This is a genomic window from Terribacillus saccharophilus, assembly GCF_002272745.1.
GTDB lineage: Bacteria > Bacillota > Bacilli > Bacillales > Amphibacillaceae > Terribacillus > Terribacillus saccharophilus_B.
This window is the reverse complement of record NZ_NPBD01000011.1, coordinates 43,896-70,256: the sequence shown is the minus strand read 5'-3', so window position 1 is coordinate 70,256 and position 26,361 is coordinate 43,896. Positions and strand designations below refer to the sequence as shown.

Genomic DNA, 26,361 nt, shown 5'->3' with positions numbered 1-26,361 from the left:
TTTCTTACTATTTTTCCACATATAAATCTCCTCCTTTACAGAAGAGTGTATAGATGAAATTCTATAAAAAAAGAGCTGCAAATTATATTTGCAGCTCTCTTCAACCACGTATCTCTTTCCCTTCCAACGGCTTATTTCGGAATAAAGCATATATCCCCAAAATGACTCCTCCGAGCAATCCAGCAATCAAATCCGTCATTGTATCCGTGTTCCCGCTCCGCTGCATGACACTCGTTACTGTCATATCTCCAATGAATTCGATACTTTCCCATATCGCACTTCCTATCGTGGCCATACCGCAGACAAAGAGGAAAATGATCCACCGTGAAATATAAATGCCTGCTGGCCGCAGTACTTTATAGCGATAGATGGCTAAGGCAAGCCAGGCAATATACATGCTTCCAACCACATGAAGCGTAACATCCCACCACTTGTACTTATCATAAAAGTGGAATATGGCTCCCAAGATGAACGTACAGACAAGCAGACCATAAAATCCAAGAATATGCGGTATACGGAACGGAGAACGCTGGAGAAAGAGCAAGCCTAGCGGTAGCGCACTCATAATTACCCTACCCCCGCCTTTCGTCCAGGAATTTGTATCTCCGTTCTTCAGCTCTAGTACAAAGGAGACTACCATGAAGCATATGAATAAAAAGCTTAAGACAATTATCGTTTTCTTCAAACCTCATCTCTCCTTAACTCTTTTTCCATAGTCTAACCAGTTAAGGATGATTCTAGTGCGAAAATGATAAAGAGGCTGAGACAAAAGTGTTTCAGCTAGACGAAAACCCGAACTCACACAAATCTTCAAGACTTGTGTGAGCTCGGGTTCTTATTTACGATCAGCTATACTAGCGTAGGCAGAACACGGTGACTCCTCGAAAATACCAACCAATTTTCTTCGTGCGAAGTAAAGCTGTCGAAGTATTCCTTGTCCAACGGGAACAGCACGAGCCGAAGACCCCACAGTGGTGCCTTTCCACGAGGAGGCTGAGGCCGTGCCCGTGGAAAGCGGAGTGTTCTGCCGGAGCGGTGCTATTATGCGTTTATTAGCATAGGCAATTTAGTTTTTTCCTGGTTTTTTCTATTGAAGGAATTTCTCCATGTCCTCATCTAAGTAAACCCAGCCCTTCCAGCCGATATGAATCGTGTCACGCATGAAATGCGGATCGTATTCATGGTCAGAATAGTCGGCATAGGTAAAACCATTATCATCAATCTGTTTTTTGATGCGATTATAATAGTCTTCTCGTCCTTGTTTCGGGAATCCAGTATAATCGTAATACTCTCCGTTAACCGGAATGATGACAAAGAGCGGTTCAGCGTCTGCTTTTTTTAGAATATCGAGCATAAGCTGGAAATCTGCATATTCAGGCGATTCCGCATAGGAATGTCCTTTGTTTTTGCCTTCCATCTTTTTGATGTGATTTTTTTTATGTTTGTATACTTTATAGTCGATATTAAATTTTGAATCCTTCGTGCGTTTTTCGCCGTAGGCATCAGCTTGAGCTTGCAGTTCCTCCCAAGTCTTGTTCTTAACTTTATCAGACTGATGCCGGTTCGATGGATCATCCTTGACGAGTGTGTAATATAGATCCTTCTTCTTTAGCATTGATATGTAAGCTTTAGCTGGAGAGGCTAATAAATTAAACTTGATTTCCTTCTCATTCAAGTACGCATCATAAAGCTCATAGAGCATTGTGTCATTCTTCACGGCATCATATGACATAAGCCTTTTCATCAGATCCTGCTTTACCTGCTCATCTATTTCTTTATTGAATGGCAGCTGGTAGGCCTGCAACGAAGAATAGTTTGGTGCGAAATGCTGTTCATCGGTACCGTGTTTGACAAACCACTGCGGCGATACGATGATGACCATTTGCTTATCTTTTAGCTCTTCTGCGTGTGTTGCAAAGTTGAGATCGTTGATGATGGAGGTTGTACCGCCTTTTCCAACTAAGTAAGGAGTAAAATCAGCTCCAGTTGCTTTGAAGTAATTCGATGGGTGAAACGGGTCCCAGCGTGACAGCTCGGAGGATCCGTAAATTGGAATATATCCTGGATCAGCAAGCATCTCACTTTGTAAGTATGTCCCCTGAAACATATTAGGCTCCAGACTGGTTGCTGACTCTTCCAAACGATCCGCTGGCACCAGTTTAGCCAGCCAGGAAGCCGGCACAAAAACGAGGGCAGCAAACAGGACCAATGCTAATATAATCGGTCCGAATAGATACTTCTTCTTCATTATTTCAGCTCATTCAGACGATCGATAATTGCATTTGGTGTATTCCACGTATCACGGTCGAACTCTGTAATCGGCACATTGATGCCCAGCTGTTCTTCAAATTGCACAATCAGCTCCACTGTAGCAAAAGAATCCAGCAATCCTGCTTCAAAAATATCAAGATCGTGCTCCTCTTTTACAACATCATCTTCACAAACTTCTGCAATTACTTGTAGTACTTTCTCTTTAAAATCCATTAGTATAATCCCCTTTTATTGAAATGGTCTTCCGGAAAAAAGATAGAATCCGAAACAGACGACATGGAAAGTGATGACAATCGATACAATTGTCATGGTTTTGCCGGTCGGCCAGCGTTTATGTTTTTTGTTCCACGTCTCAAAATAATTGAAAGCTGTCATCATCAAGGCATGATAAGCACCATAGATGATGTACTGAATCGCTAATCCATGCCATACTCCCATCAGCAGGAATAAGAGGATATAGCCTAAATTTGAGACGAGCATTTTATTTTGGATCCATTTTTTCTTTTTCATCAGGAAGACAAAACGCATAAACACATAATCTCGGAACCAGAACGACAACGACATATGCCATCTGTTCCAGAAATCCTTTATGTTCCGGCTGATGAATGGCATGTTGAAGTTCTCCGGTGAACGTATGCCCATAATATAGCTGACGCCTACTGCAAATAACGTATACCCGGCAAAGTCGAAGAACAGATATAAGCTGTAGCTGTACATGTACAACAGATGATAGCTGAACCTTCCATCTGCTATATGATCTAGATTCATGATGAAATAAGTGTTGATTGCATACCCGATTATGAACTTGTACAAGAAGCCCAGGAAGATCTTATTGATACCTTTATAAAGCAGCTCCTTGTATTCTTCTGGCGTCCATCGTTTCTCCTCATCCTTCTGAAAGCGGCGGAACCGATCGATCGGACCAGACGAAATCGTTGGGTAAAACAGCATGAAATTCACAAGCTGATAAATCGACAGCTGCTGTTTGATCAGACCATCTCTCGTTTCGATAATGATTTGGACAGCTCGGAACGTCAGATACGAGATTCCGAGAAAGCTTGCCCAGTTATCCACTGCCAGGAACGGCAGGATTTTCGAGAGGATTAAAGGCAGAATCGATAAGAAACTCATTAGATAGAATACAAGACTACTATTCTTTTTCTGCCGGTATGAAATATAGCCTTTAATCAGCACTAGCTGCAGGATAGTGAAGATGACGAGTGAATAAAATCCTTCATCTCCGCCTGAAAAAATCAAGGCTAGTACAGCAATCGAAACAAACACATTGTAATAACGCAAACGCTTGCCCATGATGCCTAGTATCATCGTTGGCAGCAGCAGGATGCCTAGTATAATGAAAAAAAGAAACGAACTATACGGGGTCATGCGAATACCTCTTCCTTCATCTTCTTACGATCCGCTTTCCCATTCATCGTCATCGGAATAGTGAAATGATAGGTAAATTTACGCGGAATCATATAAGCTGGCAAACGCAAAGCAAGATCCTTTCGAATAGCTGCTGTAAGCTGATATTCCTTTTCAAAATCATTTGCTTCTGGTACGACTGCGGCAATCAAGTATTCAATTTCCTCTTCCGGCGCATACGGAATGATGATGGCAGATTTAATATAATCGGATTGCTGTAAGTGAAATTCAATTTCCTCCAGCTCCATCCGGTAGCCGTGCAGCTTGATCTGATAATCCAGTCTACCCTGGCAATAGACTAAGCCGTCCTTTATCAAACCAGCATCTCCAGTTTGATAAGCTTGCATATCGTACACAATGCCGTAGGCTTTTCCAGTCAGCAATGGCTCACCAAGATAACCTTTTGTCACACTCGGACCTACGAGAATAAGCTCTCCTTTTTCTCCATCCGGGAGCGGATTACCTGTTTCGTCCACGACAAGAATACGCATATCCGGTTTCGGGCGGCCGACCGGCAATGCTTCTTCTTTTGCCAGCAATTCCTCTGTAATTTCGATAGAAGTCACGGCAACTGTTGCTTCTGTTGGTCCATATGTATTGAAAATCCTCGCTTCTGGGAAACGTGCCTTCAATTCTTTTGCTACTGCAAGTGGAAGTACTTCGCCACAGAAAAGGAAGGTATCAAGCTCTGGAAGCATCTCCGCATTAAAATCAGGATTAGGAAAACACATTTGAACAAAGGATGGCGTGGAAGTCCAAATTTCCAAAGCAGAACCGCTGAGATTCTCGAAAAGCTGCTTTGGCTTATTGATCACGTCCTTAGTCAGCGCATGGATGGTACCTCCGCTTTGTAATGCGGGATAAAAATCCATCACAGATAAATCAAATGAGAATGGTGCTTGATTCAAGAATACTTTTCCTTTTTCGAGCGGAAAGTCACTCGTCATCCAATCGGTAAAGGATTGCAGGTTCGCTGCTGTTACCTGTACACCTTTCGGATTTCCTGTACTTCCGGATGTGTAGATGATATAAAACACTTCATTTTCCTTCACCCATAAATCCCGATCGATAACCTCTACTTGTTCCAGCTGCAAAGCTGCTGTATATAAAACAGCTATATTATCGAGTCCAAGATCAGAATCAGTTGTATTGATGACCAAGCCCGCACCGGATTTTTCCACGATAAGACGCACCCGCTCCATCGGAATGGATGTATCAATAGGTATGTATGAATAGCCAGCCTTCACACAGGCAAGGAAGGATACCGGCATATCCGTCCCCATATGGCCGTACACAACAATTGGCGTCTGTCGTTCAAGCTGACAGCTATTACGGATTAGAGCAGCCAATCTGTCCGAGCGGTCCCAAAGCATCCTATAGCTGATCGCATCCTCTCCATTACGGAATGCTGTCTGCTCTGGGCTTACTGCCGCATGTTGTGCGATGGTTGTTAAAAGTTTCATTGTTATATCTTCTCCAATTAAAAATCGTTATATATGTAGTTACCTGTATTAGCTGTATGGAAGCCATACAGCATGAACAAGGTGATAAGGATTGCCAAATAGAAACACGTATGCACGACAAAGCGAACACCTGTATGCGCATACAGCTGCTTGATCTTATTCATTTTTTCCTCTGCCTTCTATTCAAATTTATATCCAGTACCGATAACGGTCCGAATATGATGAGATTCATCCCCCAGTTTGGCACGCAGCTTCTTAATATGCGTGTCTACTACTCGGTTATCTCCTTCAAAGTCTATGCCCCATACATGGTTCAGAATTGTTTCACGTGAAAGGACGTTGTTTTTATGCAGCAACAGGAGCAGCAAAAGATCATATTCCTTTGGTGTCAACTCGACTTGCTGTTTATCCAATTCCAGCTGACGTGATTTTGTATTGACCACTGCATGACCGAAGCTGAGCATATGTCCATTCGGTAAATAATGTTCTGTTGCCCGCTTCATCAAGGAATTAGCCCGCGCAACCAGTACTTTCGGACTAAACGGCTTCGTTACATAATCATCTGCTCCTAAATCAAAACCATGAATTTTATCATCATCACTGGATTTAGCTGTCAACAGGATGATTGGTACACCTGATTTTGCTCGAACCTCTTTTGTAACAGCAAATCCATCCATCTGGGGCATCATGATATCCAGAATGACAAGGTCAGGATAAATAGCGTCAAACCAATCAATAGCACTGCTGCCATTATCTGTTTCATGCACTTCCCAGCCATCCATTTTGAAGTAGTCCGCCACTACTTCCCGGATACGTAATTCATCCTCGACAAGCAGTACTTTCTTTCTCATCGTGAATCCTTCCTTCCAACTGATATACATAAATTAACAAGCTCATATGTCCTTCATGTGTCCATATAAGTAATTTATCCCATTACTTATAGAAATTCACTATGAAGCGTACTCCATCTGGTGTATTCTCCACCCCATAGCTGAAATCGTGCAAATCGAGTATTTGCTGTACGATAGCAAGTCCCAAACCTGTGCCGCCTGTCATTCTGCTTCTAGAAGTTTCTGTACGGTAAAAACGGTTCCAGATTTTATCAAGCTGCTCCTCTGGTATTTGAATTCCTTTGTTGTCTATCATGAACACACTGCGCGAGGTGTCCAAGTCAGTTTCGATACGGATAGTAATGACAGAATTTGTTTCACTGTGACGTACTGCATTAACAAGCAGATTCCGCATCACCCGCTCCATCCACTCATAATCCGCCGTAATTGGCATTTCATTCCTCGGCATCACTTCAATGGAAACTTGTTTCTCTTTTGCCATGCAATACAGTTTATCGGAAAGATCCTCTATCATTTCACTCAGCAGAAATGATGATTTTCTTAGTTTAATAGCTCCGTTCTCAAGCTTGGCCAAATCCAGCATATCTCCGATCAGTACTTGCATCTTGTCGGATTCCTCGATGATTACGTCAATATAGTGATCGTGTTTGTCTGGACTAATTCCATCTTGCAGCCCTTCTGCAAAGCTTTTGACAATACTGAGCGGTGTCTTGAGTTCATGAGAAGCGTGCTCGAAAAATTCTCGCTGCGCTTTTTCCATCTGTTTGCGTTTCTCCATATCCTGCTTCAGCTTTTCATTGGCACGTTTCAAATCGTCCAGTGCTATATCTAAGTTCTGTGCCATGATCAGCATGTTATTGGATAGACTGCCAAGTTCATCTTTTTGCTTGATTGGCTTCACCGATGAAAAGTCCAGATGAACCATTTTTTTAGCCATTTCATTCAGCTTGATTAATGGGCTGCTCACAAGACGAGAGTAAAACAAAGAAAGCAAAAGAATGAGGAAGATGCCAGCAATACCGATATACAGATAAAATACCCGCAGTGCTTCATTTGTATCTTTGGTTTCCTGTAAAGATGTGACCGAGAACAAATATTGCATTTCTCCGTCTTTTTTAATCGGCTCTATCAGTACTAGATTATGCTTTCCAGTCCATGGTTCCACCCAGTTCAGCTGCTGGCTTTTCCCATCGTTAAGCTGCTTCAGCAGATCTTCATCAAGTGGGAACCATTCCAGCAGGGCATCATAAAGCAGGCCTAATCCTCTATTGGACATACCGGCCTGAGGAAGCGAAACACTTTTTACTTTTCCTTCGAGTGTTATTTCATTCTCTTCCAGATGTTCACCGACACTTTCCTCATCCTTCGTGATAACAGATGGGTAAATGACCGAAGTGACCGACAAATCTGATTCTCCATAAATCTCTAGCGTATCTCCTTTTCTGATGTTCAACGCATTCAAGTCGTTGCCATAATCAGTGACAAACAAAGATAACGCCACTTCGAGAACCCCTCCGTCCTCTGTTTCCAGCATAATGTGGAACGGATCTTGTACCAGCTGATATCCTTCTGCATCGACAATCGTTAAAGGACTCTTCGCCTCCTGCATATAAGACAGCGTGTGTTTTGTCAGCTCCTCTGCATTCCAGGAATTCTCCTCATAGCCTTGTGCCATTGAATGCAGATGTTCGGCCGCTTCTTTTGTTTTATATTGCTGGTAAAAGCTATCAAAAAACACAAGCTGGAAAATCATGATCATTGCGTAAAATGCCAAGAAGAATAAAGCTGTCACAGCGAACAGCTTGATAGTAATACCTCGTTTTCTCATGTGGTACTCCTTTATGTACTACGACAGTTAGTTATGTATACTGTAATTTACAGATATGTTTTCTGTGTGTCCGCACACAGCTTTCATCAGCGTACACGCATTTACACAAATACGGAACCCTTTTTTTGTAAAATCCAAAAGCCCGTCTCCTGCATAATCTAAACCGTAACATTTCAATAGAAAGAAGGGGAAGGCATGGGGAAAGAAAATGAGTACATGGACTACACCAAGGGCGATGTCCAGTATTTTAGTGATGTAAATAAAAACCGATTATTCACTAGGAATAACCGGAACTATATCAACCGGCTCGGCCGGGATGTATTGAATACACTGGGAGATGTGTCCCTTCTCGATATCTTTTTGAGCAAAGGAAAAACAGTCGAACCTCATTACCACCAAAATGCAGCTGAACTTGTCTATTGTATTAGCGGTTCAGCTCAAGTTTCCCTAATCAATCCGTTCACGAATAAGGTCGAAAATATCCGCATCACCCGCGGTCAAGTCGCAAATGTCCCTCAAGGCTGGTGGCACTGGGAAACAGCAGCAGAAGACCAAACGCATCTGCTGGCCATTTTCGATGCGCCATACCCTGAATATATTTTCGGCTCTGATATCCTAGCTAGAACACCAGCAGAAGTACTCGCTAAAACCTATTGTCTGGATAAAACGAAGCTTCAGGAAACACTTCGTCCGCTCAACAACCAGACCATTATCATTGGTCCGCCAGATGAATGCAGTCAGCAACGGTCTGACGAACAAGTCGCTTATCAAGAATCAAAGAATCCGAGTCAATCAGATGACTACACAGACGGCTATCACTATTATCGTTTCAAATAAAAAACAGCCCCTCCTTCAACAGGAGAGGCTGTTCTTATTTGAATAATGTATAAGTGCAAAATTAATTTGTTTATCGAAGCAGCATCCGTAAATCTGCTTCATTCTCTAGTAGATCCTGTAGGGTATACGCATCAAGCACCTGCAGATATGCATGCAGTGCTTTACCTAAAATTCCCCTTAAGCCGCAAACAGAAGCAATTGGGCATGTATTGTTCTCTCGGTTGAAGCATTCTACCAAATGAAAATCATCTTCCATCTTCCGCACGACCGCACCGATATTTATCTCTTTTGGTTCACGTGCCAGTCTGATACCGCCCGAACGCCCCCTCACCGCTTCAATATAGCCGGCTTGGCGCATTTCGTGCGCTACTTTCATCAAATGATTTTTGGATATATTATATGCTGTCGCGATCTCTTGAATCGTCGACAGCTTGTCTTTTTCTTTTGTTCCCAAATAAAGAAGGACTCTTAGGGAAAAATCGGTATACATCGTCAATCGCATCTTGATTACATCCTCCTCTTCTTGAGGATTATAGCATAACTGAATAACGGATTGGGCATAAAGAGAATGTGACACTTTTGTTAAAGTGGTATTTTAAATATATCTTTTATCTGCAGTTAGTTCTATGATAGAGATAGATCAACGAAAGAAGGAATCCAAAATGTTATCACAAGAAACTATCGACATCATCAAAAGCACTGTACCTGTGCTAGAAGAACATGGAACTAAAATTACAACTGTCTTTTATGAAGAATTGTTTAAAGCGCATCCTGAACTACTGAACATTTTCAACCATGCGAACCAGGCAAGAGGCAAACAGCAAACAGCACTTGCTAATGCAGTCTATGCAGCTGCGGTACATATCGATAAGCTGGAGGCAATACTGCCGACGGTCGTACAGATTTCTCACAAGCATGTCAGCTTAGGTGTAAAACCCGAACATTATCCAGTTGTAGGCGAATACTTGCTTAAAGCAATCAAGATGGTTCTAGGAGATGCTGCGACACCTGAAATTTTGAAAGCATGGGAAGAAGCATATGGCGTCATCGCAGATGCTTTCATCGGTGTAGAAGCCAATATGTATGAAGAAAATGAAAAGAAAGAAGGCGGCTGGGCATTCTTTAAAGACTTCGTTGTTGAAAAGAAAGTCCAAGAAAGTAATGTTATTACTTCCTTTTACTTGAAACCTGCTGACTCTGAACGTGTGCCTGATTTCGAACCAGGTCAGTATATTTCCGTCCGTGTTTCCATACCTGGAGAAAAGTACACGATGATCCGTCAGTACAGTTTATCTAAAACTCCTTCAACGGATACGTTCCGTATTTCTGTGAAGAAAGAAGACGATAATAATCCGGATGGCAAGGTTTCCGTCTACTTACACGAACAAGTAAAAGAAGGAGACAAACTAGAAGTAAGTGCACCTGCTGGTGTCTTCACTCTTGAAAAAAATGCTGATAAACCGATTACCTTCATCGCAGGCGGTGTAGGTATCACGCCAATCATGAGTATGCTTGAGACTCTTGCAGCAGAAGATTCCAAACGAGAAGTCGTCTTCCTGCAAGCTGCCCGCACTCCAGAGTTTGCTGCTTTTACCAAGCAAATCCAAAGCATTCAAGAAAGAATGCCTAATTTAACGTATCAGACATATTATGAAGATAAGAGAATCGATGAAACTGTCCTCAAGGATATGGTGAAGACTGACAGCGGTGTTTATGTCTGTGGTCCAGCTGGTTTCATGGAATTCGTCATCTCTACCTTATACCACTCTGGTATAAGTAAAGAACAAGTTCATTTTGAGTTCTTCGGCCCTGCCGCTGATCTTGAAAAAGCTCAATAAAAAAATTAAGCGCACTGCCTCGGCAGTGCGCTTAATTTTTTTATTCAATCTGCTTATCTTGCTCCTCGATACTTTGTACAATATCCTCAATCGTCACATGTGCCAATGCTTTTTCCATGACCGCCTGTGCTCCAGCGAATATTGGTAGAACGGCTGCTTGGATATTCCTGCCGACCGTACACTGTGGATTCGGATTTCCATGAACACTGAAGAGTTCATTTTCTGGGACTGCTTCCACTGCTTTGTACACATCAAGCAGCGTGATTTCATCAAGCTTACGTGCTAGTTCCGCTCCTGCTACTCCTGGCCGTACATTGACCAGCTCCGCTTTTTTAAGCATACCCATGATCTTACGGATAACGACCGGGTTCGTATTGACACTGGCTGCGATGAACTCAGACGAATTCACTTCGTCCTTATTCACTTCCAGAAGTGTCAGTATATGAATACCAACAGCAAAACGGCTGCTTATTGACATAATTTCCAGCTCACTTTCAAATGAATTCCTATCTCTATAGTATAACGCAAAATGAAACGGGTAAAAGGAAAGTGTTGACAAGTTATCACCTGTAACTTATTATACTACATGTAACCAAATAAATTACAAGTTAAACACAAGGAGGATTCCTCATGAAAATAGGGATTATCGGAGCCACAGGTAAAGCAGGCAGCTTAATTACAAAAGAAGCATTGGAGCGCGGTCATGAAGTGACAGCAATTGTACGCAACGCTGCAAAAGTAAAACAAGACATTAACGTACTAGAAAAAGGCATATTTGATATCCATACATCGGATATCAAGGACTTTGATGTAATCGTTAACGCCTTCAATACTGCTCCCGGCCAAGAAAAACAGCACATTGAAGCTGGTCGAAATCTGATGGAAGCATTAAAGAAAGCTCCTTCCACTCGTATACTCGTTGTCGGCGGAGCGGGAAGCTTGTTCGTAGATGAACAGAAAATTACTCGTGTATTTGAAACACCTGGCTTCCCGGATGCTTATTTGCCGACAGCTACCAATATGGCTGAAAACTTAAAAGAGCTGGAAAGCAGTGAAGGTATCCAGTGGACATACATCAGTCCTGGCGGATTCTTCGATGCAGAAGGAAAACGTACCGGTAGCTATCAAACTGGCGGTGATGTCATGATTTTGAATAAGAAAGGCGACAGCTATATCAGCTATGCTGACTATGCTATCGCTGTCTTGGATGAAATCGAAAAACCTGCTCATAACAATGAACGCTTCTCCGTTGTCGGTGAAAAAGAATAAATAAAAGCGCTAGACCACGTGGTCTAGCGCTTTTCTCTTACTTATTTCAACAGGTTCAATGATTCGCGGTTGAATGCTTCTAAATCATCAGGTGTTCTGCTTGTTACGATATTATGGCTTACGACTACTTCTTCATCTTTGTAGTTAGCGCCAGCATTAATCAAGTCTTTACGAACACTGCGGTAGCCCGTAATATCTTTGCCTTTTAGCAAGTCTGTGTCAATCAATACTTGCGGACCATGGCAAATAGCGAATACAGGTTTTTCATTTTCTACGAAAGCTTTCGCGAATTCACCAGGACGGTCATCTCCACGAAGCAAGTCAGGAGAAAATCCTCCAGGAATCAATAGTGCATCGAATTCACTTGCATCCACATCGGAAATCGCTTTGTCGATTTTCACTTTCTCACCGTGCTTACCGTTAACTTCTTTACCAGCTTCGAACTCCACGTTTACGACACTGTGCCCAGCTTCTTCGTATGCTTTTACCGGACTTGTATATTCGATATCCTCAAATTCATCTGTAATTAAAACTGCGATTTTTTTGCTCATATATAGTCCCTCCTATTTTATCTTTAATTTAAGACTAACAGAGGCTTCTCACTCTATTCAACTATCGTGCTCACAGCTTTTCATCCAATACTAATAACTCCGAATATCAGTGCTGCAATCGTCATTACGATCGTCGACCCGAATGCCCAGAGCATAGCATACCGCTGCAACTCCCCAAATTGGATGCCTACCATACCGATTAATAGATGGGCTGCGGCTACTAGTGGGCTTAGTACGTGCACTGGCTGGCCGAGTAATGCTGCACGACCGATTTCGACTTTGCTCACTCCATATGCCTGCGCTGCTTCAGCCAGAATTGGCAGTACACCAAGATAAAATGCATTATTGGACATAAAGAAAGTAAACGGCGCACTGATAATGGCAATGATGACAGCGAGATAAGGAGACATGAACTCTGGGATGATTGATACAAGCGTATTCGCCATCGCGTCAATCATTTCCGTTCCGGACATGATACCGGTGAAGATACCAGCGGCTATGACAATTGTTGTTACTGCCAATCCATTTTTCGCATGAGCTGCCATTCTTTCCTGCTGATCACTCATGCGTGGATAGTTGATCATAAGAGCGACAGCGAAAGCAACCATAAATAGGATTGTCAAAGAGACGAAGTCCAGGATTAAGCAAACAAGCAATATGATTGTAAGCAGGAGGTTCACCCAAACAAGCTTTGGACGGCGATAAGCAGGCACCTCTTCTGCTGCACTGATTTCCCGCTGCGTTTGATTATCCAGCTGCACAACGCCTAGACGCTTTCTTTCCTTTCTTCCAAGGATGAAAGCTACAGTTATCGCATAAATAAGTCCTACTCCCATCACTGGAATAATCGGTATGAACAACTCAGATGCTTCCAAATTCAAAGCAGCCATGGCCATAGCCGAAGCCCCGCCCCAAGGGGTGATGTTCATGACACCCATTGAAAGCATAGCAACTGTAGCAAGAATCAAACGGTTCATCCCTAATCGCTTGTAAAGAGGCAATAAGGCAGAAACAGTAATCATATACGTTGTTGTACCATCTCCATCCAGAGCTACCATCATGGAGAGAATGGATGTACCAACAACAATCTTGAGCGGATCTCCTTTTACTACCTTCAGAATAAAATTAATCAGGGGATCGAACAACCCAGCATCAATCATGACTCCGAAGTAAAGGATAGCAAACAGAATCATAATAGCTGTGGCCGCAATTCCTTCTACACCTTCCAGCATCATTGGCCCTAATGAAGAAGTGAAGCCGCCAATTATAGCAAAGAGAATAGGAATAAGCGTTAACGCCACAAGCGGCGATAGCTTTTTGGACATGATCAAATACATAAATACAGCAACCATGGAGAAGCCCAATAAAGATAACAAAAGAAAGTCCTCCTTCAAACAGCGCCAATTGTTAGCGCTTTCAATTGAAAGAAGTGTAACATTATGTTCACAAAATGCACAGTTTACTTACATTAAGTGCATTTTTTTCATTTTTCTCACGAAAATCAAATAGCGTTCTCGGCTCTGTATTTATACTTGCGGACAGGCCTTCCGACTGTTCCATAGGTGACTTCCACTTCCGCTTCTTTTCTCGACACCATATATTCCAAGTAGCGGCGAACTGTAGAATGGCTTACCCCTATTTTCGCTGCTATTTCCTCTGCCTTTTCGCTGTTCTGCTGCTCCTTCATTGCCTGTCGTACCGATTCCAAGGTAAGGCGATCGACTCCTTTTGGATAGACCTCCTGTTCCACTGATTCTGCTGTATGTATATTAGGATGAAAGATAGCATCTACTTGCTGCTGACCGATTTCATTGCCAGATTGAAGTTCTTTCTTATAGATAGCATATTCCTGGAGCACACGCTGGAAGCGATCACCATCTATCGGTTTTATCAGATAACTGTACACTCCTCCACGCATCGCCTCACCAACTGTTTCCGTATCATTCGCTGCTGTCAGCAGAATTACATCCGTCTTGCGGTAATTCTGGCGGATGAACCAAAGGATATCGATACCATTCGTATCAGGAAGATAGACATCAAGCAGCACCACGTCAGGCTTTAATGCCTGAAGCAGACTTTTCGCCTGTTCTCCATTTTCTGCAACACCAATCAGTCGATACCCTTCCATCTCATTTAAGTAATTCTGAAATATCATTGATGCTTCTACATTATCTTCCACTATCAGAACGTTCATCCGGTCCATTTTCCACGCTTCCTTTCGGGAGAACAATCGTCGCGAGAGTTCCTCCTGCTTCGCTATCTCCATAATACAAAGCTCCATTCAGTTTCTCCAGTGCTGCCTGTACAATAGTCAGTCCAATACCATGCCCATCGCCAGCTTCCTTTTTAGTTGAATATCCATCCACCAATACTGTCTGTTTTTCCTTCTCAGACAGCCGCTTGCCATTGTCCTCGATATCGACTATCACTTCTTGTCCTAGATCTGTGAAAGATACAAAAACCTTTCCTTCCGTACCCTGGTGCTTCGAAGCGGACTCAAAGGCATTCTCTAGTAAGTTTCCTATGATAGTCACAATCTTCTCTGTTGCTTCCGGTCGCAGGTCAATGTTCATGCTGCTGCCTTCATCAATCATTAATGACACCTTTAACTCTTTGGCACGATTGAATTTTCCTAGCAGGCAGGCTGCAATCATCGGTTCCTTTATGCTTGCCATCAGCAAATTGACGACGCTCTGCCGTTCCTCTACTTCCTCTGAAATGAGTACGAGTGCCTTGTCATATTCCTGTAAGCGAATCAAGCCGTACAAAGTATTTAACTTATTCATAAATTCATGATTAGAAGCACGCATCTGATCTGCTTGCTGCTTCATTTTTGCAATTGTCTCTGATACGTCAATCACTTCTGTTTCAGGACGTAATGTAAAGACGACTCCCAATGTTTCTTCCGCTTCTTTTATCGGAGAAGCATCTACTATATAAATATCGCCAGCAACAAAAGTATATTTGTTATACCTTCCTTCCCCATCTGCCAAAACTGCTTGATAAAGAGATTGCAGATTCTTCTGGTCGATTGCATCCTCCAGCACGGATTTACGCTTAAATATCTCTTGGGCTCTACGATTAATAGATGTAATATGACCTTTGCGATCAATCGCTATGGTAGCATCTTTGATTGATGCCAGTGTCGTCTCCTTCTCTTTAAATAAGAAGGAAATCTCTTCTGGCTCTAATCCATAAATCAGCTTTTTCACCCGTTTCGCAACAAGATAGGCACCAAGAAGACCAACAGCAAAGATGAGCAGGAACCAGATGATTACCTCCTGCAAATAGGAAAGTATCTGATCATTTAAGTTCTGCTTCAAAAAACCGACTGATGCTACGCCAATGATATCACCTGATTCATTTCTTATCGGTGTTTTTGCCTTAACCGCATAGCCGGAAATACCATACCCTTCGTATATGACTTCCTTTCCTTCTTCTAATACCTGGTCATTGCTCGTCTTGGTTGGTTTACCGATTCTCTCCGGTTCTGGATGTGAAATTCGGATTCCATTCGTATCAGCAATTACAACATAATCTGCACCGCTATTTTGCTGGATCTTTAACGACTCCTGCTGTATCGCATCGTCATTAACCCTCTCCTCCAGATGCTGAAGAATTGTGTCATCCTTGGCAGCAAGCTTAGCGACGGCCATCGCAGTGTTCCCTGCATCTTCCTCGACTATCTCATCAACCTTCCTTATGAATAGAGCGCTTACAAATAATAGACTAATCATAAGCAATATTGTCACCAATAAGACAATCTGACCTAGTAAACCAAAACGCAGTCGTCTCCGCAGTTCCCCCATATAAGTCGTCCCCTTTGTTCTCCTCTACTATTATCTTACTACTTTACAGCTAGGAAGAAGAAAGGTTATGAAAATTAAAAAGCACCCACTCAAGGAATGGGTGCTAAACTCGTTATCTGCTTGTATAACCTGCATCAGCATGAATAGTCGTACCAGTCACATAAGAAGATTGATCAGACGCTAACCATAGGCTTGCTTGAGCAATCTCTTCTGGCTGACCAAATCTGCCAAGAAGGCTTAGCATCGGTGCGAATTCTTCTTCTGTCTGGCCCGTTTCTTCCAGGGAACCTCTAAGCATCGGTGTATCAATTGCTCCAGGAGCGACTGTGTTTACACGAATGTTCATCGGACCGTTTTCAAGAGCTGCAACCTTGGTCATACCTACAACGCCATGCTTAGCTGCAACGTATGCGATGTTATTAGGCTGTGGACGGAAGCCGCTGACAGAAGAGATGTTTACGATACTGCCGCCTTCTCCCTGCTTGATCATTTGCTGTAATTCATATTTCATACAAAGCGCTGTACCTGTTAGATCGACCGAAATCAAACGGTTCCAGTACGCTTCATCGAATTCTGCTGCTGGCGCATTATCCGGTGTAAGAGCTGCGTTATTAATAGCAGCATCCAGACGTCCGAACTTTTCTACTGTTTTTTCTACCATCTGTTTTACTTGTGCTGAATCAGATACATCTACTTTCACGAAGAAAGCTGTTCCGCCAGCTGCTTCAATTTCTTCCACTGCAGCTTTACCTTTTTCTTCATTGAAGTCTGCTACAACAACTTTTGCTTTAGCTTCGGCAAATAGTTTCGCAGTAGCTAGACCCATCCCCATTGCTGCGCCAGTCACGATTGCTACCTTACCTTCTAAAACTGGAAATGTCACTGTTTCTTCCCCCTTATGTTCTACGCTTACATTTCTATCATAGAGGAATCCTTTTGTTGCGAAAATATGCGATAATAGAGATAGAAAGTTATTTTGAACAAGAAAAACCGAACTGTTCAATAAAAGTGAGGAGAAACATGTGAGCATTACCTATCCTGACAAACGAGTAGAAAGAACCCAGCAGGCGTTAAAAGAAGCTTTAATGAAACTGATGGCAAAGAAAACACTGCATAAAATCCATATTTCTGAAATAACCGAAGAAGCTGGTGTCAGCAGGGGATCCTTCTATACCCATTATGAAAAGAAAGAAGATCTGCTGGATGAACTTTTTGAGGATATGCTTGATGAGATGACCATAGCTTTCCGAAAACCTTACGAGCAGTTAGGAATGGTAGACTTTCGGAGCCTGCCAGCAGAATCTATTGTTCTGTTTGATCACTTCCTGGAAAATAAAGCATTCTACCAGCTAATGCTTGGTAGCACTTCGGACAATTTTTTTAAAGAAAAGATGACAGATCAGCTTCATTATCTTTTCCGAAGAGACTATGCTTTTTATTTTCGTCAAATTGATGCAGAAATAGATCTTGAACTGTTCTGTACGTATCGCATTCATGGCATAATTGGATTGATTGTTGAATGGATTCAAAAAGGGTTCGATAAACCTGCTCCCTTCATGGCAGAACAGCTGCTGCATATTTTCAGGTTTCATACCGAGAGTGTTATGATCAGGCATTAATTATTCGCTTAAAAGCATAAATAAAAAAGCCCTCCAAAAGAGGGCTTTTTCTAATCAATTACTTGCTGCATTATTCTTCGCTTTTACACGAACCTGATAAACAACCAACAAAATAATGAACCATATAGGTGTGACAAACAAGGCAATACGTGTATCTTCAGCTAATGCTAGTACTACGATAACGAATGCCAGAAATGCTAGGATTAGATAGTTGGATATCGGTGATAACGGCATTTTGAATTTGCTTTTCTTTGCTAGCTCTGGACGTGTCTTACGATATTTCAAGTGGGCTAGAACTGTAATACCCCAGATGAAGATAAAACAGACTGTCGAAATGCTAGTAATTAAGGTAAATACACCTTCAGGTATAACATAATTCAGAATAACCGCAATTAATATGACGATTATGGAGAAGAACAATGCGTTCTTCGGTACTTTACGCAAATTCAGCTTCTTGAATGGCTGCGGTGCGTGGTCTTCCTTGGCTAAACTATAAACCATACGGCTTGTACTAAAGACCGCACTGTTACAAGCTGATGCTGCTGATGTCAAAACGACGAAATTGACGATACCTGCAGCTGCGACGATTCCAACTGCTGTAAATACTTGGACAAACGGACTTTCCGCAGGATTGATGGCATCCCATGGATAGATACTCATGATAACGATGAGTGCACCAATGTAGAATACAAGAATCCGAATCGGAATATTATTGATTGCCCTTGGAATGACTTTTTCCGGATCTTCTGTTTCTCCCGCTGTCAGACCGACAAGTTCAATTCCGACAAAGGCGAAGACAACCATTTGGAACGATAGAATAAATCCGTGAATGCCATTCGGGAAGAAACCGCCATGATCCCAAAGGTTCGCAAAGCTGGATGGTCCAGCATCTGTCGAGAAACCGCGGAGAATCATGAAGACACCAACAACAATCAATGCCAAGATTGCAACAATCTTTATTAAAGCGAACCAGAATTCCATCTCACCGAACAGCTTTACTGTCGCTAGGTTCATAATGAGTAAAATCACAAGTGCAACCAACCCTGGCATCCACTGCGGTACTCCCGGGAACCAGAATTGTGTGTAGATTCCCACTGCAGTCAAATCTGCCATCGCAATCGATATCCAGCAGAACCAATAGGTCCATCCCGTAACGAAGGCAGCTCGATCACCAAAGTAATCACCGATAAAGTCCACAAAGGATCCATATCCAAGATTACTTAATAGAATCTCCCCTAACGCTCGCATGATAAGAAAACAGAAAATACCGGTAATTAAATATGCAAATAGAATGGATGGTCCAGTCAGGTGAATTGATTTTCCGGCACCAAGGAATAATCCTGTACCAATCGCTCCGCCAATCGCAATCAATTGGACGTGCCTGTTTTTCAACCCTCTGGCTAACTTTTCTTCAGCCATATATATGCTCCCCTCTTCCTTCATTTCGAGCATGGAAATATGTGTAGTAAAGCCCTGACTCAAAATAAGTATACTAGTATATAGTATCCGAACAGAAAGAGGGGTGCAATAATCAAATTTTTCTAAAACTTAACTTTACAGGTAAGGATTATAGCCTATTTTTGCGCTTCTTGATAAAGAATGCTCCTATAATAACCAAATATATTGTTAACGTCACTCCTGTTATAACTATAGATGTTGTCCAGATTACTCCTATGAGTATGAGCAGTAAAGCAATGATTGCAAGCCATGTCGTTACCGGAAATGCTTTGACGTAATATGTGCCTTTATCAGGCTGAACTTTCCGTGATTTCAAATGGGCAAAAGCAATGATCAGCCAAATGAACAGAACCGTGTAACCAAGAGATCCCATTAAATAATCAAATGTCTTACTTCCTATAAACAAGGAAATAAGCACGCCTACATATAAGAAGGATGTACAAACAAGTATAGCGACTACCGGCACTTGTCTTTTTGACAGCCAAGCAAACCGTTTCGAGATTCTGCCGTCGAGTGCTTGCGTATAAAGCACGCGTGATGAGCCATAAAGACCTGAATTCATGGACGAAATAATCGCCAGTAAAATGACTGCGTTCATGACATGGTCTGCTCCCGGAATTCCGATAAGCTGGAAGACAAGTACAAATGGACTTACTGCCGAACTGTTCACTTCATTCCATGGAATAAGGCTCACAATAATGAAGAACGGAAACAGGTAGAATGCAATGATTCGAGTCAGTGTGCTGCGTACAGCCTTTGGTACAACCTTTTCCGGATTTTTCGTTTCTGCCAACGTTACACCAATGATTTCTGTTCCTCCATAGGAATAGATAACGACAAGCATTGCTGTAACCAGTCCTCCGGCACCATTTGGGAAAAATCCGCCATGTGCTGTTAAATTGCTGAATCCAGGAGCTGTATGATCTCCGAATGAAACAAGCAACAGGACAACACCAGCAAGAATGAATAGAATAATAACACTTATCTTGATTAATGCCAGCCAGTATTCTGTCTCAGCGAATGCTTTTACGGAGAAAAGATTGACAGCTGTCACAAGCACTGCAACAATTAGCGTCAAAAGCCATACCGGATAATCAGGCAGCCAGTATTGCAGGAAGATAGCTGCAACGACAGCTTCTGCAGCAATGTTCAATACCCACATCTTCCAATAAATCCAATCCAAGAAGAATGCCGGAAACTTTCCGATACTATTCTGGACCAAATCACGGAATGTTCTTGCTTCCTTATTTTGTACTGCCATTTCGGCAAGACCTTGCATGACGAATAATAGAATAATGCCTCCAATTAAATAAGCAAGAATGACAGATGGTCCAGCCATATCGACAGCGGAGCTTGAACCTTTGAACAAGCCGGCCCCGATTGCCCCGCCCAACGCCATCATCATAATATGGCGTGCTGTCATTGTTCGTTTTAATCCATGTTGATCCTTCTTCATGATGTTGCCTCCTTGTTGTTCTCTAGCATTTCTCCAAAGAAAAAAGCCTTCCGTCTCATCTCCATCTAGGATGGAAAAGAGACGGAAGGCTTCTTCACTTCCGCGGTACCACTCTCGTTGGTTTTATAAAAACCCACTCTTCACCTTGTAACGAAGGTCACTCGTCAAAACCTAAAGAATAAATCTATCAGTTCTGCTGCTCCAGGGTGAGTTCGAAGGTAGACATAGTCTGCGTTTCACCAACCCGCAGCTCTCTATTGCTATGCCTATCCTACTACTACTCCCATTCGTCGCTTTTGTTAAAATATTTCGGTCAATTTAGAATTATTCATAACTATAATCGCAGCAGGATAGTTTGTCAACATTTCTTACAAATTAATTGACTGGAAGCTTTACCATGCCTAATAAACTGAACTCAGCTTCATACAGACCCGATTTTCTAATTTTCAGTAAAATTTCATTTAACACGATTTGTTTACGAGTATTACCTCTGTCCAATACACACTTAGCTCTGTAACCACGCAACAAAAAAGCACCTATCTGTGATAGATGCTCCCATTTTGCCCTTATTTTTCGATTACTTTTGCATTCGTCACATTCGCAAGATTAACTACTTCTCCAGCTACACCGAACCAGCCGTTTTCGCTTGCCTTAATCTCGTTGACAACGTGAACATAAGATCCAGACTGATAATCTGTGAATGTGTATTTCTCTCCACCAATGAACGTAAATTCTACATCAAACTTTTCCTGCACGAATAGTGCCTCCTTCAATTTTATCTCATAAGTCCTTTTCCCTTCATTGGCTTAGTTAAACGTTTATTTGCTTATTGTCAAACTATTTAGTAATCTTAACACATAGCATTTTTGCTTAAGAGGGAGATTATGATGGAAAAGTACATATTTTTGCATCTTGTTGGAATCTTTATCCTGATTGGCGGTATTTTCTTATCTCTAACAAATACATTTGTCGGTGTGAGTATGGCTATTTTTGGGGCTCTTTTGCTTGGAGCTGGAGCCTACTTGGTGCCGAATAAAAAATCGAAGTCTTAGTTTTCAGGCATTATAAGTTCCATGTTATAAGCTCCAAAAATATATCCGAGCCTTATTCGCAAAGTTACTTCCAGCGCTGATGCTGGATTTTTTCTTTGGACAAAGCAACCATCTTAAAACCTGTTTGCCCCCGAAACCAGTTTCTCTCTACTATCTTTCTAAGGATTCTTCCAACAACATCATTTCTATTATTCGACTCTTTCTTTCAAAGAACTACAAATTAAGCCTCTATAAACAAATTGTCAAACCGCTTACAATATTAGTAAGACAAGTATATAGCGGAAGGATGATGCAATGTGGTGCTTAAAATGAAATGTATCTCCATCTTACATACTTTTAAGAAAGGTGATCCAGGCGGTGCGTCCATTCTTTACTCGCGTTATTTTCTTGTAACTTCCAATTAATTCACTAGAAAGACTCTCTATTACGGATTAATTAAACTTAACAATATTGGTTGATCCTTCCATTTATGTTACAGTGAACTTAAACATTGTAAGTAATTAGGAGGACCTTTTTTGAAACGACAAAGCAATCTTATTATTACATATCTTGTTTTTCTTTTGCTGCTCGCTGCAGGCTGCAGTAATATGGAAAAGACAGCCCAAGCAACGACCCCAGAAGCAGAACTACATACTAAGGAAAATCAAATGCAACATAAAGAACAACCGGCAATAACAAATGAAGTTGAAGCTGAGGAAGAAACAGCAGCTGCAAAAGACCTAGAAACAGACCAGGATAATGAAGCTGAAACAGGTGCTGAAGGCACGAAAACTACCGAAGAGGAAATGGCTCAGCAGATCCAGGATCTTAAAGCAGTTGGCAGTTCAGACGAAGCAGTGGCATTGCTTTCCAATAATCTTGGTATTACAGCAAATGAAGATCTTGAGTTTGATTTGACAGCCGGTGGAGAGGTTACAATGGATGGAACCGGTAACTACTATACTTTGGTTCTGAAGTCCAAATCCATGATAGAAAATGGCGGCTCTGGAACTGCAGGCATCTATCGTGTGTATGAAGATGGTACGATTATCGACGAATACGCAGAAGGCTCCCAATAAGGGAGCCTTCTCATTTTAAAAATCATATTCTGCTTCTTTTTTCGTTCGTATGGAAGCTTGTGCTTCCGCCAAGTCGAAGGCATCTTCAATAAGTCTTTGCAATCGGAAGTGCACATCATCATTGATGATTTTTCCGTTCAGAAAATCCTTCTCTTCTGCAAATACGTACGACGATACAAGATGAGCTTTCATATACGAAAGAATCGGTTTTAGCTGCTGCTCTGCCACTAAGAAATGTCTTGCTGAGCCAGCAGTGACTATGATAGCTGCGACTTTATCGCGTAATGCCTGTGTTGGCAGCAGGTCGAATACATTTTTCAATGTGCCGGGAATGGACGCTTGGAAGATTGGTGTACCGATAAACAGAATGTCTGCTTGCATGATTTGCTCGGTGACATATGCCGTATCACCAGTGTAATCCAAGTAGTTTCTTCCATCGCTGAATTGCAGTTGATAGTCCGCTAAGTCCAATAGCACGTGTTCTGCATTAGGATAAGCCTTACTCATCTCTTCCCAAAGAAGCGACATTGCTGTCTTTGTCTTTGATCCGACAATCGAGCCGGATATACCTACCACTTTCATTGCTCAGCGCCTCCCTGCTTTGTATATTTCTTAATAGCCGGCAAAATTTCAGTGCCAATATACTCGATGTTCCGCGCCATTTTCTCGAAAGGTACACCCCCGAAGTCAAGCTGAGCTAAATAACGCTGATGTCCAAATTGCTCGTGCTGATAGAGAATTTTCTCAATGATTTGCTGTGAGCTGCCGACATTGATGATGCTTCGGTGATCGGCACCTTGTGCGAATAATTGTTTCGGGAATCCTTGTCCATTCGTCTTTTTCATACCTTCATTAATGTGCGGATAATAATCGCGTAACGCTTCCTGAGTCGTCTCCGCTGCATAGAAGAATCCTGTCGTTGCTACTGGCAGCTGAGTTGGATCGAATCCACGCGCTGCCAACGCTTCCCGGTAAGTATCAATTGTCTGTTTGAACACGCTTGCCGGTCCGCCAAGCATTGCCAATGTCATTGGCACACCAGCATAACCTGCTTTGATTGCGCTGGCAGGTGTTCCGCCAACAGCACGCCAAATAGGCAGAGAGCCATTGACTGGACGAGGCAGTACTTCTGCATTTCGCAAAGGTCTGCGGAATTCACCGCTCCAATTGACGACTTCGTCCTCATTTAGTTGAAGAAGCAAATCGAACTTCTCTTCGAAAAGCGCCTCATAGTTTTGAAGATCGTATCCAAGCAATTCAAACAGCCCAACACGTGATGCACGGCCGGCGATAATTTCTGCGCGTCCATTGGATATCAAGTCGAGCGTTGCAAAGTTCTCATACACACGTACAGGATCTGATGTACTAAGGATTGTCGAGGAACTGCCGATTTTGATTTTTTCCGTAGCTTGCGCAATTGCTGCCAGTATAACAGCATGAGCCTGCGATGCAAAGTAAGGTTGATGGCTTTCACCAACACTGAAGAAATCGATGCCAGCCTGGTCTGCAAGCTCGGCGAGCCGAACCATCTGTTGGATTCTTTCTTTGGCAGAGATACGTTCGCCTGTTCGCGGGTCAGCCAAGTGGTCTCCTAATGTATATATTCCAAATTCCATACCCTTACTTGGGTCAATGCGGTATTTTTCCATAGTCCTGTCTCCCTAAGCTTTATCGTACAACCATTATCCTCCAAAGAACTCTTATTGGAAAGTACGCACTTCAAAGTGGTATAGTATAGAAAAGGATACTGTGGATGGGGGATATAAAATGAAAGATCTACCTGTAGAAATACAACCGGAAATGTGTAAAGTGACGGATGCGCTTGGTATTCTTGTAGGAAAATGGAAACCGGTCATCCTTCTACATCTGCTAAACAGTGGCACGCAGCGCTTTAATGAACTGAAGCGCAGTTTACCCGGTATCACGCAGAAGATGCTTACAAACCAGCTTCGTGAATTAGAGGAAGAGGATATCATTGAGCGTAAGGTATACGCGCAGGTTCCTCCGAAAGTCGAATACAGCGTTACAGAATACGGCAGAAGCCTTGAACCAATCTTGCATGCGATGCATGAATGGGGAGCCAAACATACGATTCACAAGCAATCGAAGAAACATAATCAAGCAGAAGCTAAATAAATAAATAAATACAAAAAAAGATGAACTGTCGCCAGTTCATCTTTTTTTGTATTATGCTAAAGTTTTCAAACGTGCAGCTGCTTCTTTCACTTGTGCAAGACCAGCTTCTACGATTGAAGCTGCTTCGCTAGGAGAAGCATTATGACCTTCGATGATTACTTCATCGATGATTTCCATTCCGAAGATACCGCCGAATACATTACGCATGTAGTTAACAGCCATTTCCATTGGTGCAGCTTCTGGTGCAGAGTATACGCCGCCGCGTGCATTTAGGAAGATTGCTTTTTTGTCAGTCATCAATTGGATCATGTTGCCTTCTGCATCATATTTGAATGCAAATCCTGCAGCATAAACGTAGTCGATGAATGTTTGCAATTTAGCAGGAATAGTCAAGTTCCAAAGTGGGAACGCGAATACTACTACATCAGCTGCTGTAAGAAGATCCATCGCTTTTTGTTTTGCAGCCAATAGACGCTGCTCAGTATCGTTTAGTTCAGCACCAGTTTGTACTTTACCGAATGCATCGAACAACTCTTGGCCGAAATAAGGTGTATCCTCTGCGAATACATCATAAGTAGTAACAGAAAGATTTTCTGCACCTTCAATTTCTTGCATGAAAGACTCATACATTTTGCTAGAAATCGCCTCGGAAGCCGGGCGGTTATTTGCTTTGACAACTAATACGTTCATTCTGTAAAACCTCCATTATTCCTCATTCAGGATCGTATTCCCCTAAATCCCCTGTTATCTATTATCAAGTTTTTTAGACACTACAACAAGTACGCACTTAAAAGTGGCATAGTATCTTTTAGGATACTATTGGGAAGGTACAACAAAAAAACAGCCTATCCAGGCTGCTTCTTCATCTTAATCTTCTTTATTTTGATGCAATGGCGGCGGAATCAGCCAGCCTTTTTCCTTCAAAAGCTTCAGGAATTTCGCACCTAACATCGCTTTGTTTGTATGGAACTGTCCGAACATCATGCCAACATCTTCTCTGATAGACTGACCCATCATCGTACTGCAGCTGACAAGACCAGCCGCTGTAGCTGCAGAAGCTGTAGCTGCAACATCAGGATCAATAAAGCGTGCTCCGACTGGGATAGATTCTAGATCTACTTTCGGGGGTTCCGGAGCAGCAGGAGGTAATGCAATACCATTAGCCTTCAGTATTTCCGATACTTGCTTAACCTCTGCCTGTGCGCCATCAATTGCTTCGCCGATCAATTTCTTCAGATCATCATCACCAACATGATTCAACAGCATCTGATGATTTGCAATCATCTTATTACCTGTCAAAACAAACGTCCACAGACCATATACTTCTCCATAATGCAACGGCTCATCCTGCGGGTTTCCGCTCAAAATTCCCATTGTCATCCTCCTAAACAAGTTCATACTTGTGCCGCCTTTCCCTTGCACAGATATTAGGATGAGCCA

Annotated in this window: 29 protein-coding genes and 1 other annotated feature; of the genes, 7 read left to right on the top strand and 22 right to left on the bottom strand. The window is 42.3% G+C overall.

The window, feature by feature from the left end; genetic code table 11:
- Window positions 1-100 precede the first annotated feature (100 nt).
- From CHH58_RS13050 to CHH58_RS13015, 8 genes are all read right to left on the bottom strand, one after another.
- Window positions 101-685, bottom strand: coding sequence for a membrane-spanning protein (locus tag CHH58_RS13050; protein WP_095230898.1), 585 nt, complete (start codon window positions 683-685; stop codon window positions 101-103).
- 402 nt (window positions 686-1,087) lie between these two features.
- Window positions 1,088-2,248: a D-alanyl-lipoteichoic acid biosynthesis protein DltD gene (gene dltD / locus CHH58_RS13045; protein WP_095262638.1), complete on the bottom strand. Its 1,161-nt coding sequence runs from the start codon at window positions 2,246-2,248 to the stop codon at window positions 1,088-1,090.
- Entirely contained in the window at window positions 2,248-2,484 is a 237-nt protein-coding gene (dltC, locus tag CHH58_RS13040; protein WP_095230896.1) for a D-alanine--poly(phosphoribitol) ligase subunit DltC, read from the bottom strand. The genes dltD and dltC overlap by 1 nt, the downstream gene beginning before the upstream one ends.
- Window positions 2,485-2,499: 15 nt before the next feature.
- Complete coding sequence (gene dltB, locus CHH58_RS13035; protein WP_095230895.1) at window positions 2,500-3,657, bottom strand: D-alanyl-lipoteichoic acid biosynthesis protein DltB; 1,158 nt, start codon at window positions 3,655-3,657, stop codon at window positions 2,500-2,502.
- Window positions 3,654-5,159: a D-alanine--poly(phosphoribitol) ligase subunit DltA gene (dltA, locus tag CHH58_RS13030; RefSeq protein WP_095230894.1), complete on the bottom strand. Its 1,506-nt coding sequence runs from the start codon at window positions 5,157-5,159 to the stop codon at window positions 3,654-3,656. The genes dltB and dltA overlap by 4 nt, the downstream gene beginning before the upstream one ends.
- 17 nt (window positions 5,160-5,176) lie before the next feature.
- Window positions 5,177-5,323, bottom strand: coding sequence for a teichoic acid D-Ala incorporation-associated protein DltX (locus CHH58_RS13025; RefSeq protein WP_095223398.1), 147 nt, complete (start codon window positions 5,321-5,323; stop codon window positions 5,177-5,179).
- Between the two features lie 15 nt (window positions 5,324-5,338).
- The gene (locus CHH58_RS13020; RefSeq protein WP_095230892.1) at window positions 5,339-6,010 is read right to left on the bottom strand and encodes a response regulator transcription factor; all 672 of its coding nucleotides are present in this window, start codon (window positions 6,008-6,010) and stop codon (window positions 5,339-5,341) included.
- 82 nt (window positions 6,011-6,092) lie between these two features.
- Entirely contained in the window at window positions 6,093-7,838 is a 1,746-nt protein-coding gene (locus CHH58_RS13015; RefSeq protein ID WP_095262637.1) for a sensor histidine kinase, read from the bottom strand.
- Window positions 7,839-8,033: 195 nt separating this feature from the next.
- Here CHH58_RS13015 and CHH58_RS13010 point away from each other — a divergent pair, with 195 nt between their 5' ends.
- The gene (locus CHH58_RS13010; protein WP_095234521.1) at window positions 8,034-8,675 is read left to right on the top strand and encodes a cupin domain-containing protein; all 642 of its coding nucleotides are present in this window, start codon (window positions 8,034-8,036) and stop codon (window positions 8,673-8,675) included.
- A 70-nt stretch (window positions 8,676-8,745) separates the two neighbouring features.
- Here the strand turns inward: CHH58_RS13010 and CHH58_RS13005 are convergent, their stop codons facing one another.
- Window positions 8,746-9,177, bottom strand: a complete 432-nt coding sequence (locus tag CHH58_RS13005) for an RrF2 family transcriptional regulator (protein WP_095230889.1) — start codon at window positions 9,175-9,177, stop codon at window positions 8,746-8,748.
- Window positions 9,178-9,337: 160 nt separating this feature from the next.
- On the opposite strand from CHH58_RS13005, the gene hmpA reads away from it, so the two are divergent.
- Window positions 9,338-10,513 carry an NO-inducible flavohemoprotein gene (gene hmpA / locus CHH58_RS13000; RefSeq protein ID WP_095262636.1) on the top strand — a complete coding sequence of 392 codons (1,176 nt, stop codon included), beginning with the start codon at window positions 9,338-9,340 and terminating at the stop codon, window positions 10,511-10,513.
- A gap of 40 nt (window positions 10,514-10,553) precedes the next feature.
- Here hmpA and CHH58_RS12995 read toward each other — a convergent pair whose 3' ends face one another.
- Window positions 10,554-10,991, bottom strand: coding sequence for an Rrf2 family transcriptional regulator (locus CHH58_RS12995; protein ID WP_095218877.1), 438 nt, complete (start codon window positions 10,989-10,991; stop codon window positions 10,554-10,556).
- A 152-nt stretch (window positions 10,992-11,143) separates the two neighbouring features.
- On the opposite strand from CHH58_RS12995, the gene CHH58_RS12990 reads away from it, so the two are divergent.
- Entirely contained in the window at window positions 11,144-11,782 is a 639-nt protein-coding gene (locus CHH58_RS12990; protein WP_095262635.1) for an NAD(P)-dependent oxidoreductase, read from the top strand.
- A 41-nt stretch (window positions 11,783-11,823) separates the two neighbouring features.
- Here the strand turns inward: CHH58_RS12990 and CHH58_RS12985 are convergent, their stop codons facing one another.
- The 5 genes from CHH58_RS12985 to CHH58_RS12965 form a co-directional block, all read right to left on the bottom strand.
- Window positions 11,824-12,333 (bottom strand): type 1 glutamine amidotransferase domain-containing protein, encoded by a 510-nt coding sequence (locus CHH58_RS12985; RefSeq protein WP_095218879.1) that lies wholly within the window; start codon window positions 12,331-12,333, stop codon window positions 11,824-11,826.
- An 80-nt stretch (window positions 12,334-12,413) separates the two neighbouring features.
- Window positions 12,414-13,709, bottom strand: a complete 1,296-nt coding sequence (locus CHH58_RS12980; protein ID WP_095230886.1) for a CitMHS family transporter — start codon at window positions 13,707-13,709, stop codon at window positions 12,414-12,416.
- A 125-nt stretch (window positions 13,710-13,834) separates the two neighbouring features.
- Window positions 13,835-14,536 (bottom strand): response regulator, encoded by a 702-nt coding sequence (locus CHH58_RS12975; RefSeq protein ID WP_170937626.1) that lies wholly within the window; start codon window positions 14,534-14,536, stop codon window positions 13,835-13,837.
- Window positions 14,502-16,142 (bottom strand): ATP-binding protein, encoded by a 1,641-nt coding sequence (locus CHH58_RS12970; RefSeq protein WP_095230884.1) that lies wholly within the window; start codon window positions 16,140-16,142, stop codon window positions 14,502-14,504. The genes CHH58_RS12975 and CHH58_RS12970 overlap by 35 nt, the downstream gene beginning before the upstream one ends.
- Window positions 16,143-16,254: 112 nt before the next feature.
- Window positions 16,255-17,025 carry an SDR family NAD(P)-dependent oxidoreductase gene (locus CHH58_RS12965; protein WP_095262634.1) on the bottom strand — a complete coding sequence of 257 codons (771 nt, stop codon included), beginning with the start codon at window positions 17,023-17,025 and terminating at the stop codon, window positions 16,255-16,257.
- Window positions 17,026-17,164: 139 nt separating this feature from the next.
- Here CHH58_RS12965 and CHH58_RS12960 point away from each other — a divergent pair, with 139 nt between their 5' ends.
- Window positions 17,165-17,761, top strand: a complete 597-nt coding sequence (locus CHH58_RS12960) for a TetR/AcrR family transcriptional regulator (RefSeq protein ID WP_095230882.1) — start codon at window positions 17,165-17,167, stop codon at window positions 17,759-17,761.
- A 54-nt stretch (window positions 17,762-17,815) separates the two neighbouring features.
- Here the strand turns inward: CHH58_RS12960 and CHH58_RS12955 are convergent, their stop codons facing one another.
- From CHH58_RS12955 to CHH58_RS12945, 3 genes are all read right to left on the bottom strand, one after another.
- On the bottom strand, window positions 17,816-19,180 hold the full coding sequence (locus CHH58_RS12955; RefSeq protein ID WP_095262633.1) for an amino acid permease: 1,365 nt from the start codon (window positions 19,178-19,180) through the stop codon (window positions 17,816-17,818).
- Window positions 19,181-19,328: 148 nt separating this feature from the next.
- Entirely contained in the window at window positions 19,329-20,675 is a 1,347-nt protein-coding gene (locus tag CHH58_RS12950; protein ID WP_095230874.1) for an amino acid permease, read from the bottom strand.
- 74 nt (window positions 20,676-20,749) lie between these two features.
- Window positions 20,750-20,975: a binding site (T-box leader), on the bottom strand.
- Between the two features lie 266 nt (window positions 20,976-21,241).
- Entirely contained in the window at window positions 21,242-21,430 is a 189-nt protein-coding gene (locus tag CHH58_RS12945) for a hypothetical protein (protein WP_038558421.1), read from the bottom strand.
- Between the two features lie 129 nt (window positions 21,431-21,559).
- On the opposite strand from CHH58_RS12945, the gene CHH58_RS18445 reads away from it, so the two are divergent.
- Window positions 21,560-21,727, top strand: a complete 168-nt coding sequence (locus CHH58_RS18445; protein WP_170937625.1) for a hypothetical protein — start codon at window positions 21,560-21,562, stop codon at window positions 21,725-21,727.
- Window positions 21,728-22,242: 515 nt separating this feature from the next.
- Window positions 22,243-22,785 carry a hypothetical protein gene (locus tag CHH58_RS12940; protein ID WP_095262632.1) on the top strand — a complete coding sequence of 181 codons (543 nt, stop codon included), beginning with the start codon at window positions 22,243-22,245 and terminating at the stop codon, window positions 22,783-22,785.
- Window positions 22,786-22,800: 15 nt separating this feature from the next.
- On the opposite strand, the gene CHH58_RS12935 is transcribed toward CHH58_RS12940, so the two are convergent.
- Window positions 22,801-23,367, bottom strand: coding sequence for an NADPH-dependent FMN reductase (locus CHH58_RS12935; RefSeq protein ID WP_095230872.1), 567 nt, complete (start codon window positions 23,365-23,367; stop codon window positions 22,801-22,803).
- Window positions 23,364-24,434, bottom strand: coding sequence for an LLM class flavin-dependent oxidoreductase (locus CHH58_RS12930; protein ID WP_095230871.1), 1,071 nt, complete (start codon window positions 24,432-24,434; stop codon window positions 23,364-23,366). The genes CHH58_RS12935 and CHH58_RS12930 overlap by 4 nt, the downstream gene beginning before the upstream one ends.
- A 118-nt stretch (window positions 24,435-24,552) precedes the next feature.
- Between CHH58_RS12930 and CHH58_RS12925 the strand changes: the two genes are divergently transcribed.
- Complete coding sequence (locus CHH58_RS12925; protein WP_095230870.1) at window positions 24,553-24,921, top strand: winged helix-turn-helix transcriptional regulator; 369 nt, start codon at window positions 24,553-24,555, stop codon at window positions 24,919-24,921.
- 51 nt (window positions 24,922-24,972) lie between these two features.
- Here CHH58_RS12925 and CHH58_RS12920 read toward each other — a convergent pair whose 3' ends face one another.
- Together CHH58_RS12920 and CHH58_RS12915 are read right to left on the bottom strand one after the other, a co-directional pair.
- On the bottom strand, window positions 24,973-25,611 hold the full coding sequence (locus CHH58_RS12920; protein ID WP_095230869.1) for an FMN-dependent NADH-azoreductase: 639 nt from the start codon (window positions 25,609-25,611) through the stop codon (window positions 24,973-24,975).
- A 177-nt stretch (window positions 25,612-25,788) separates the two neighbouring features.
- Complete coding sequence (locus tag CHH58_RS12915; protein WP_095233288.1) at window positions 25,789-26,295, bottom strand: DUF3231 family protein; 507 nt, start codon at window positions 26,293-26,295, stop codon at window positions 25,789-25,791.
- Window positions 26,296-26,361 lie beyond the last annotated feature (66 nt).

Coding starts and splice junctions, on each gene's coding strand:
- dltD (WP_095262638.1), bottom strand. CDS start 2,248: ATGAAGAAGAAGTATCTATTCGGACCGATTATATTAGCATTGGTCCTG.
- dltC (WP_095230896.1), bottom strand. CDS start 2,484: ATGGATTTTAAAGAGAAAGTACTACAAGTAATTGCAGAAGTTTGTGAA.
- dltB (WP_095230895.1), bottom strand. CDS start 3,657: ATGACCCCGTATAGTTCGTTTCTTTTTTTCATTATACTAGGCATCCTG.
- dltA (WP_095230894.1), bottom strand. CDS start 5,159: ATGAAACTTTTAACAACCATCGCACAACATGCGGCAGTAAGCCCAGAG.
- CHH58_RS13025 (WP_095223398.1), bottom strand. CDS start 5,323: ATGAATAAGATCAAGCAGCTGTATGCGCATACAGGTGTTCGCTTTGTC.
- CHH58_RS13020 (WP_095230892.1), bottom strand. CDS start 6,010: ATGAGAAAGAAAGTACTGCTTGTCGAGGATGAATTACGTATCCGGGAA.
- CHH58_RS13015 (WP_095262637.1), bottom strand. CDS start 7,838: ATGAGAAAACGAGGTATTACTATCAAGCTGTTCGCTGTGACAGCTTTA.
- CHH58_RS13010 (WP_095234521.1), top strand. CDS start 8,034: ATGGGGAAAGAAAATGAGTACATGGACTACACCAAGGGCGATGTCCAG.
- CHH58_RS13005 (WP_095230889.1), bottom strand. CDS start 9,177: ATGCGATTGACGATGTATACCGATTTTTCCCTAAGAGTCCTTCTTTAT.
- hmpA (WP_095262636.1), top strand. CDS start 9,338: ATGTTATCACAAGAAACTATCGACATCATCAAAAGCACTGTACCTGTG.
- CHH58_RS12995 (WP_095218877.1), bottom strand. CDS start 10,991: ATGTCAATAAGCAGCCGTTTTGCTGTTGGTATTCATATACTGACACTT.
- CHH58_RS12990 (WP_095262635.1), top strand. CDS start 11,144: ATGAAAATAGGGATTATCGGAGCCACAGGTAAAGCAGGCAGCTTAATT.
- CHH58_RS12985 (WP_095218879.1), bottom strand. CDS start 12,333: ATGAGCAAAAAAATCGCAGTTTTAATTACAGATGAATTTGAGGATATC.
- CHH58_RS12975 (WP_170937626.1), bottom strand. CDS start 14,536: ATGGACCGGATGAACGTTCTGATAGTGGAAGATAATGTAGAAGCATCA.
- CHH58_RS12970 (WP_095230884.1), bottom strand. CDS start 16,142: ATGGGGGAACTGCGGAGACGACTGCGTTTTGGTTTACTAGGTCAGATT.
- CHH58_RS12955 (WP_095262633.1), bottom strand. CDS start 19,180: ATGGCTGAAGAAAAGTTAGCCAGAGGGTTGAAAAACAGGCACGTCCAA.
- CHH58_RS12950 (WP_095230874.1), bottom strand. CDS start 20,675: ATGAAGAAGGATCAACATGGATTAAAACGAACAATGACAGCACGCCAT.
- CHH58_RS18445 (WP_170937625.1), top strand. CDS start 21,560: ATGATGGAAAAGTACATATTTTTGCATCTTGTTGGAATCTTTATCCTG.
- CHH58_RS12935 (WP_095230872.1), bottom strand. CDS start 23,367: ATGAAAGTGGTAGGTATATCCGGCTCGATTGTCGGATCAAAGACAAAG.
- CHH58_RS12930 (WP_095230871.1), bottom strand. CDS start 24,434: ATGGAAAAATACCGCATTGACCCAAGTAAGGGTATGGAATTTGGAATA.
- CHH58_RS12925 (WP_095230870.1), top strand. CDS start 24,553: ATGAAAGATCTACCTGTAGAAATACAACCGGAAATGTGTAAAGTGACG.
- CHH58_RS12920 (WP_095230869.1), bottom strand. CDS start 25,611: ATGAACGTATTAGTTGTCAAAGCAAATAACCGCCCGGCTTCCGAGGCG.
- CHH58_RS12915 (WP_095233288.1), bottom strand. CDS start 26,295: ATGGGAATTTTGAGCGGAAACCCGCAGGATGAGCCGTTGCATTATGGA.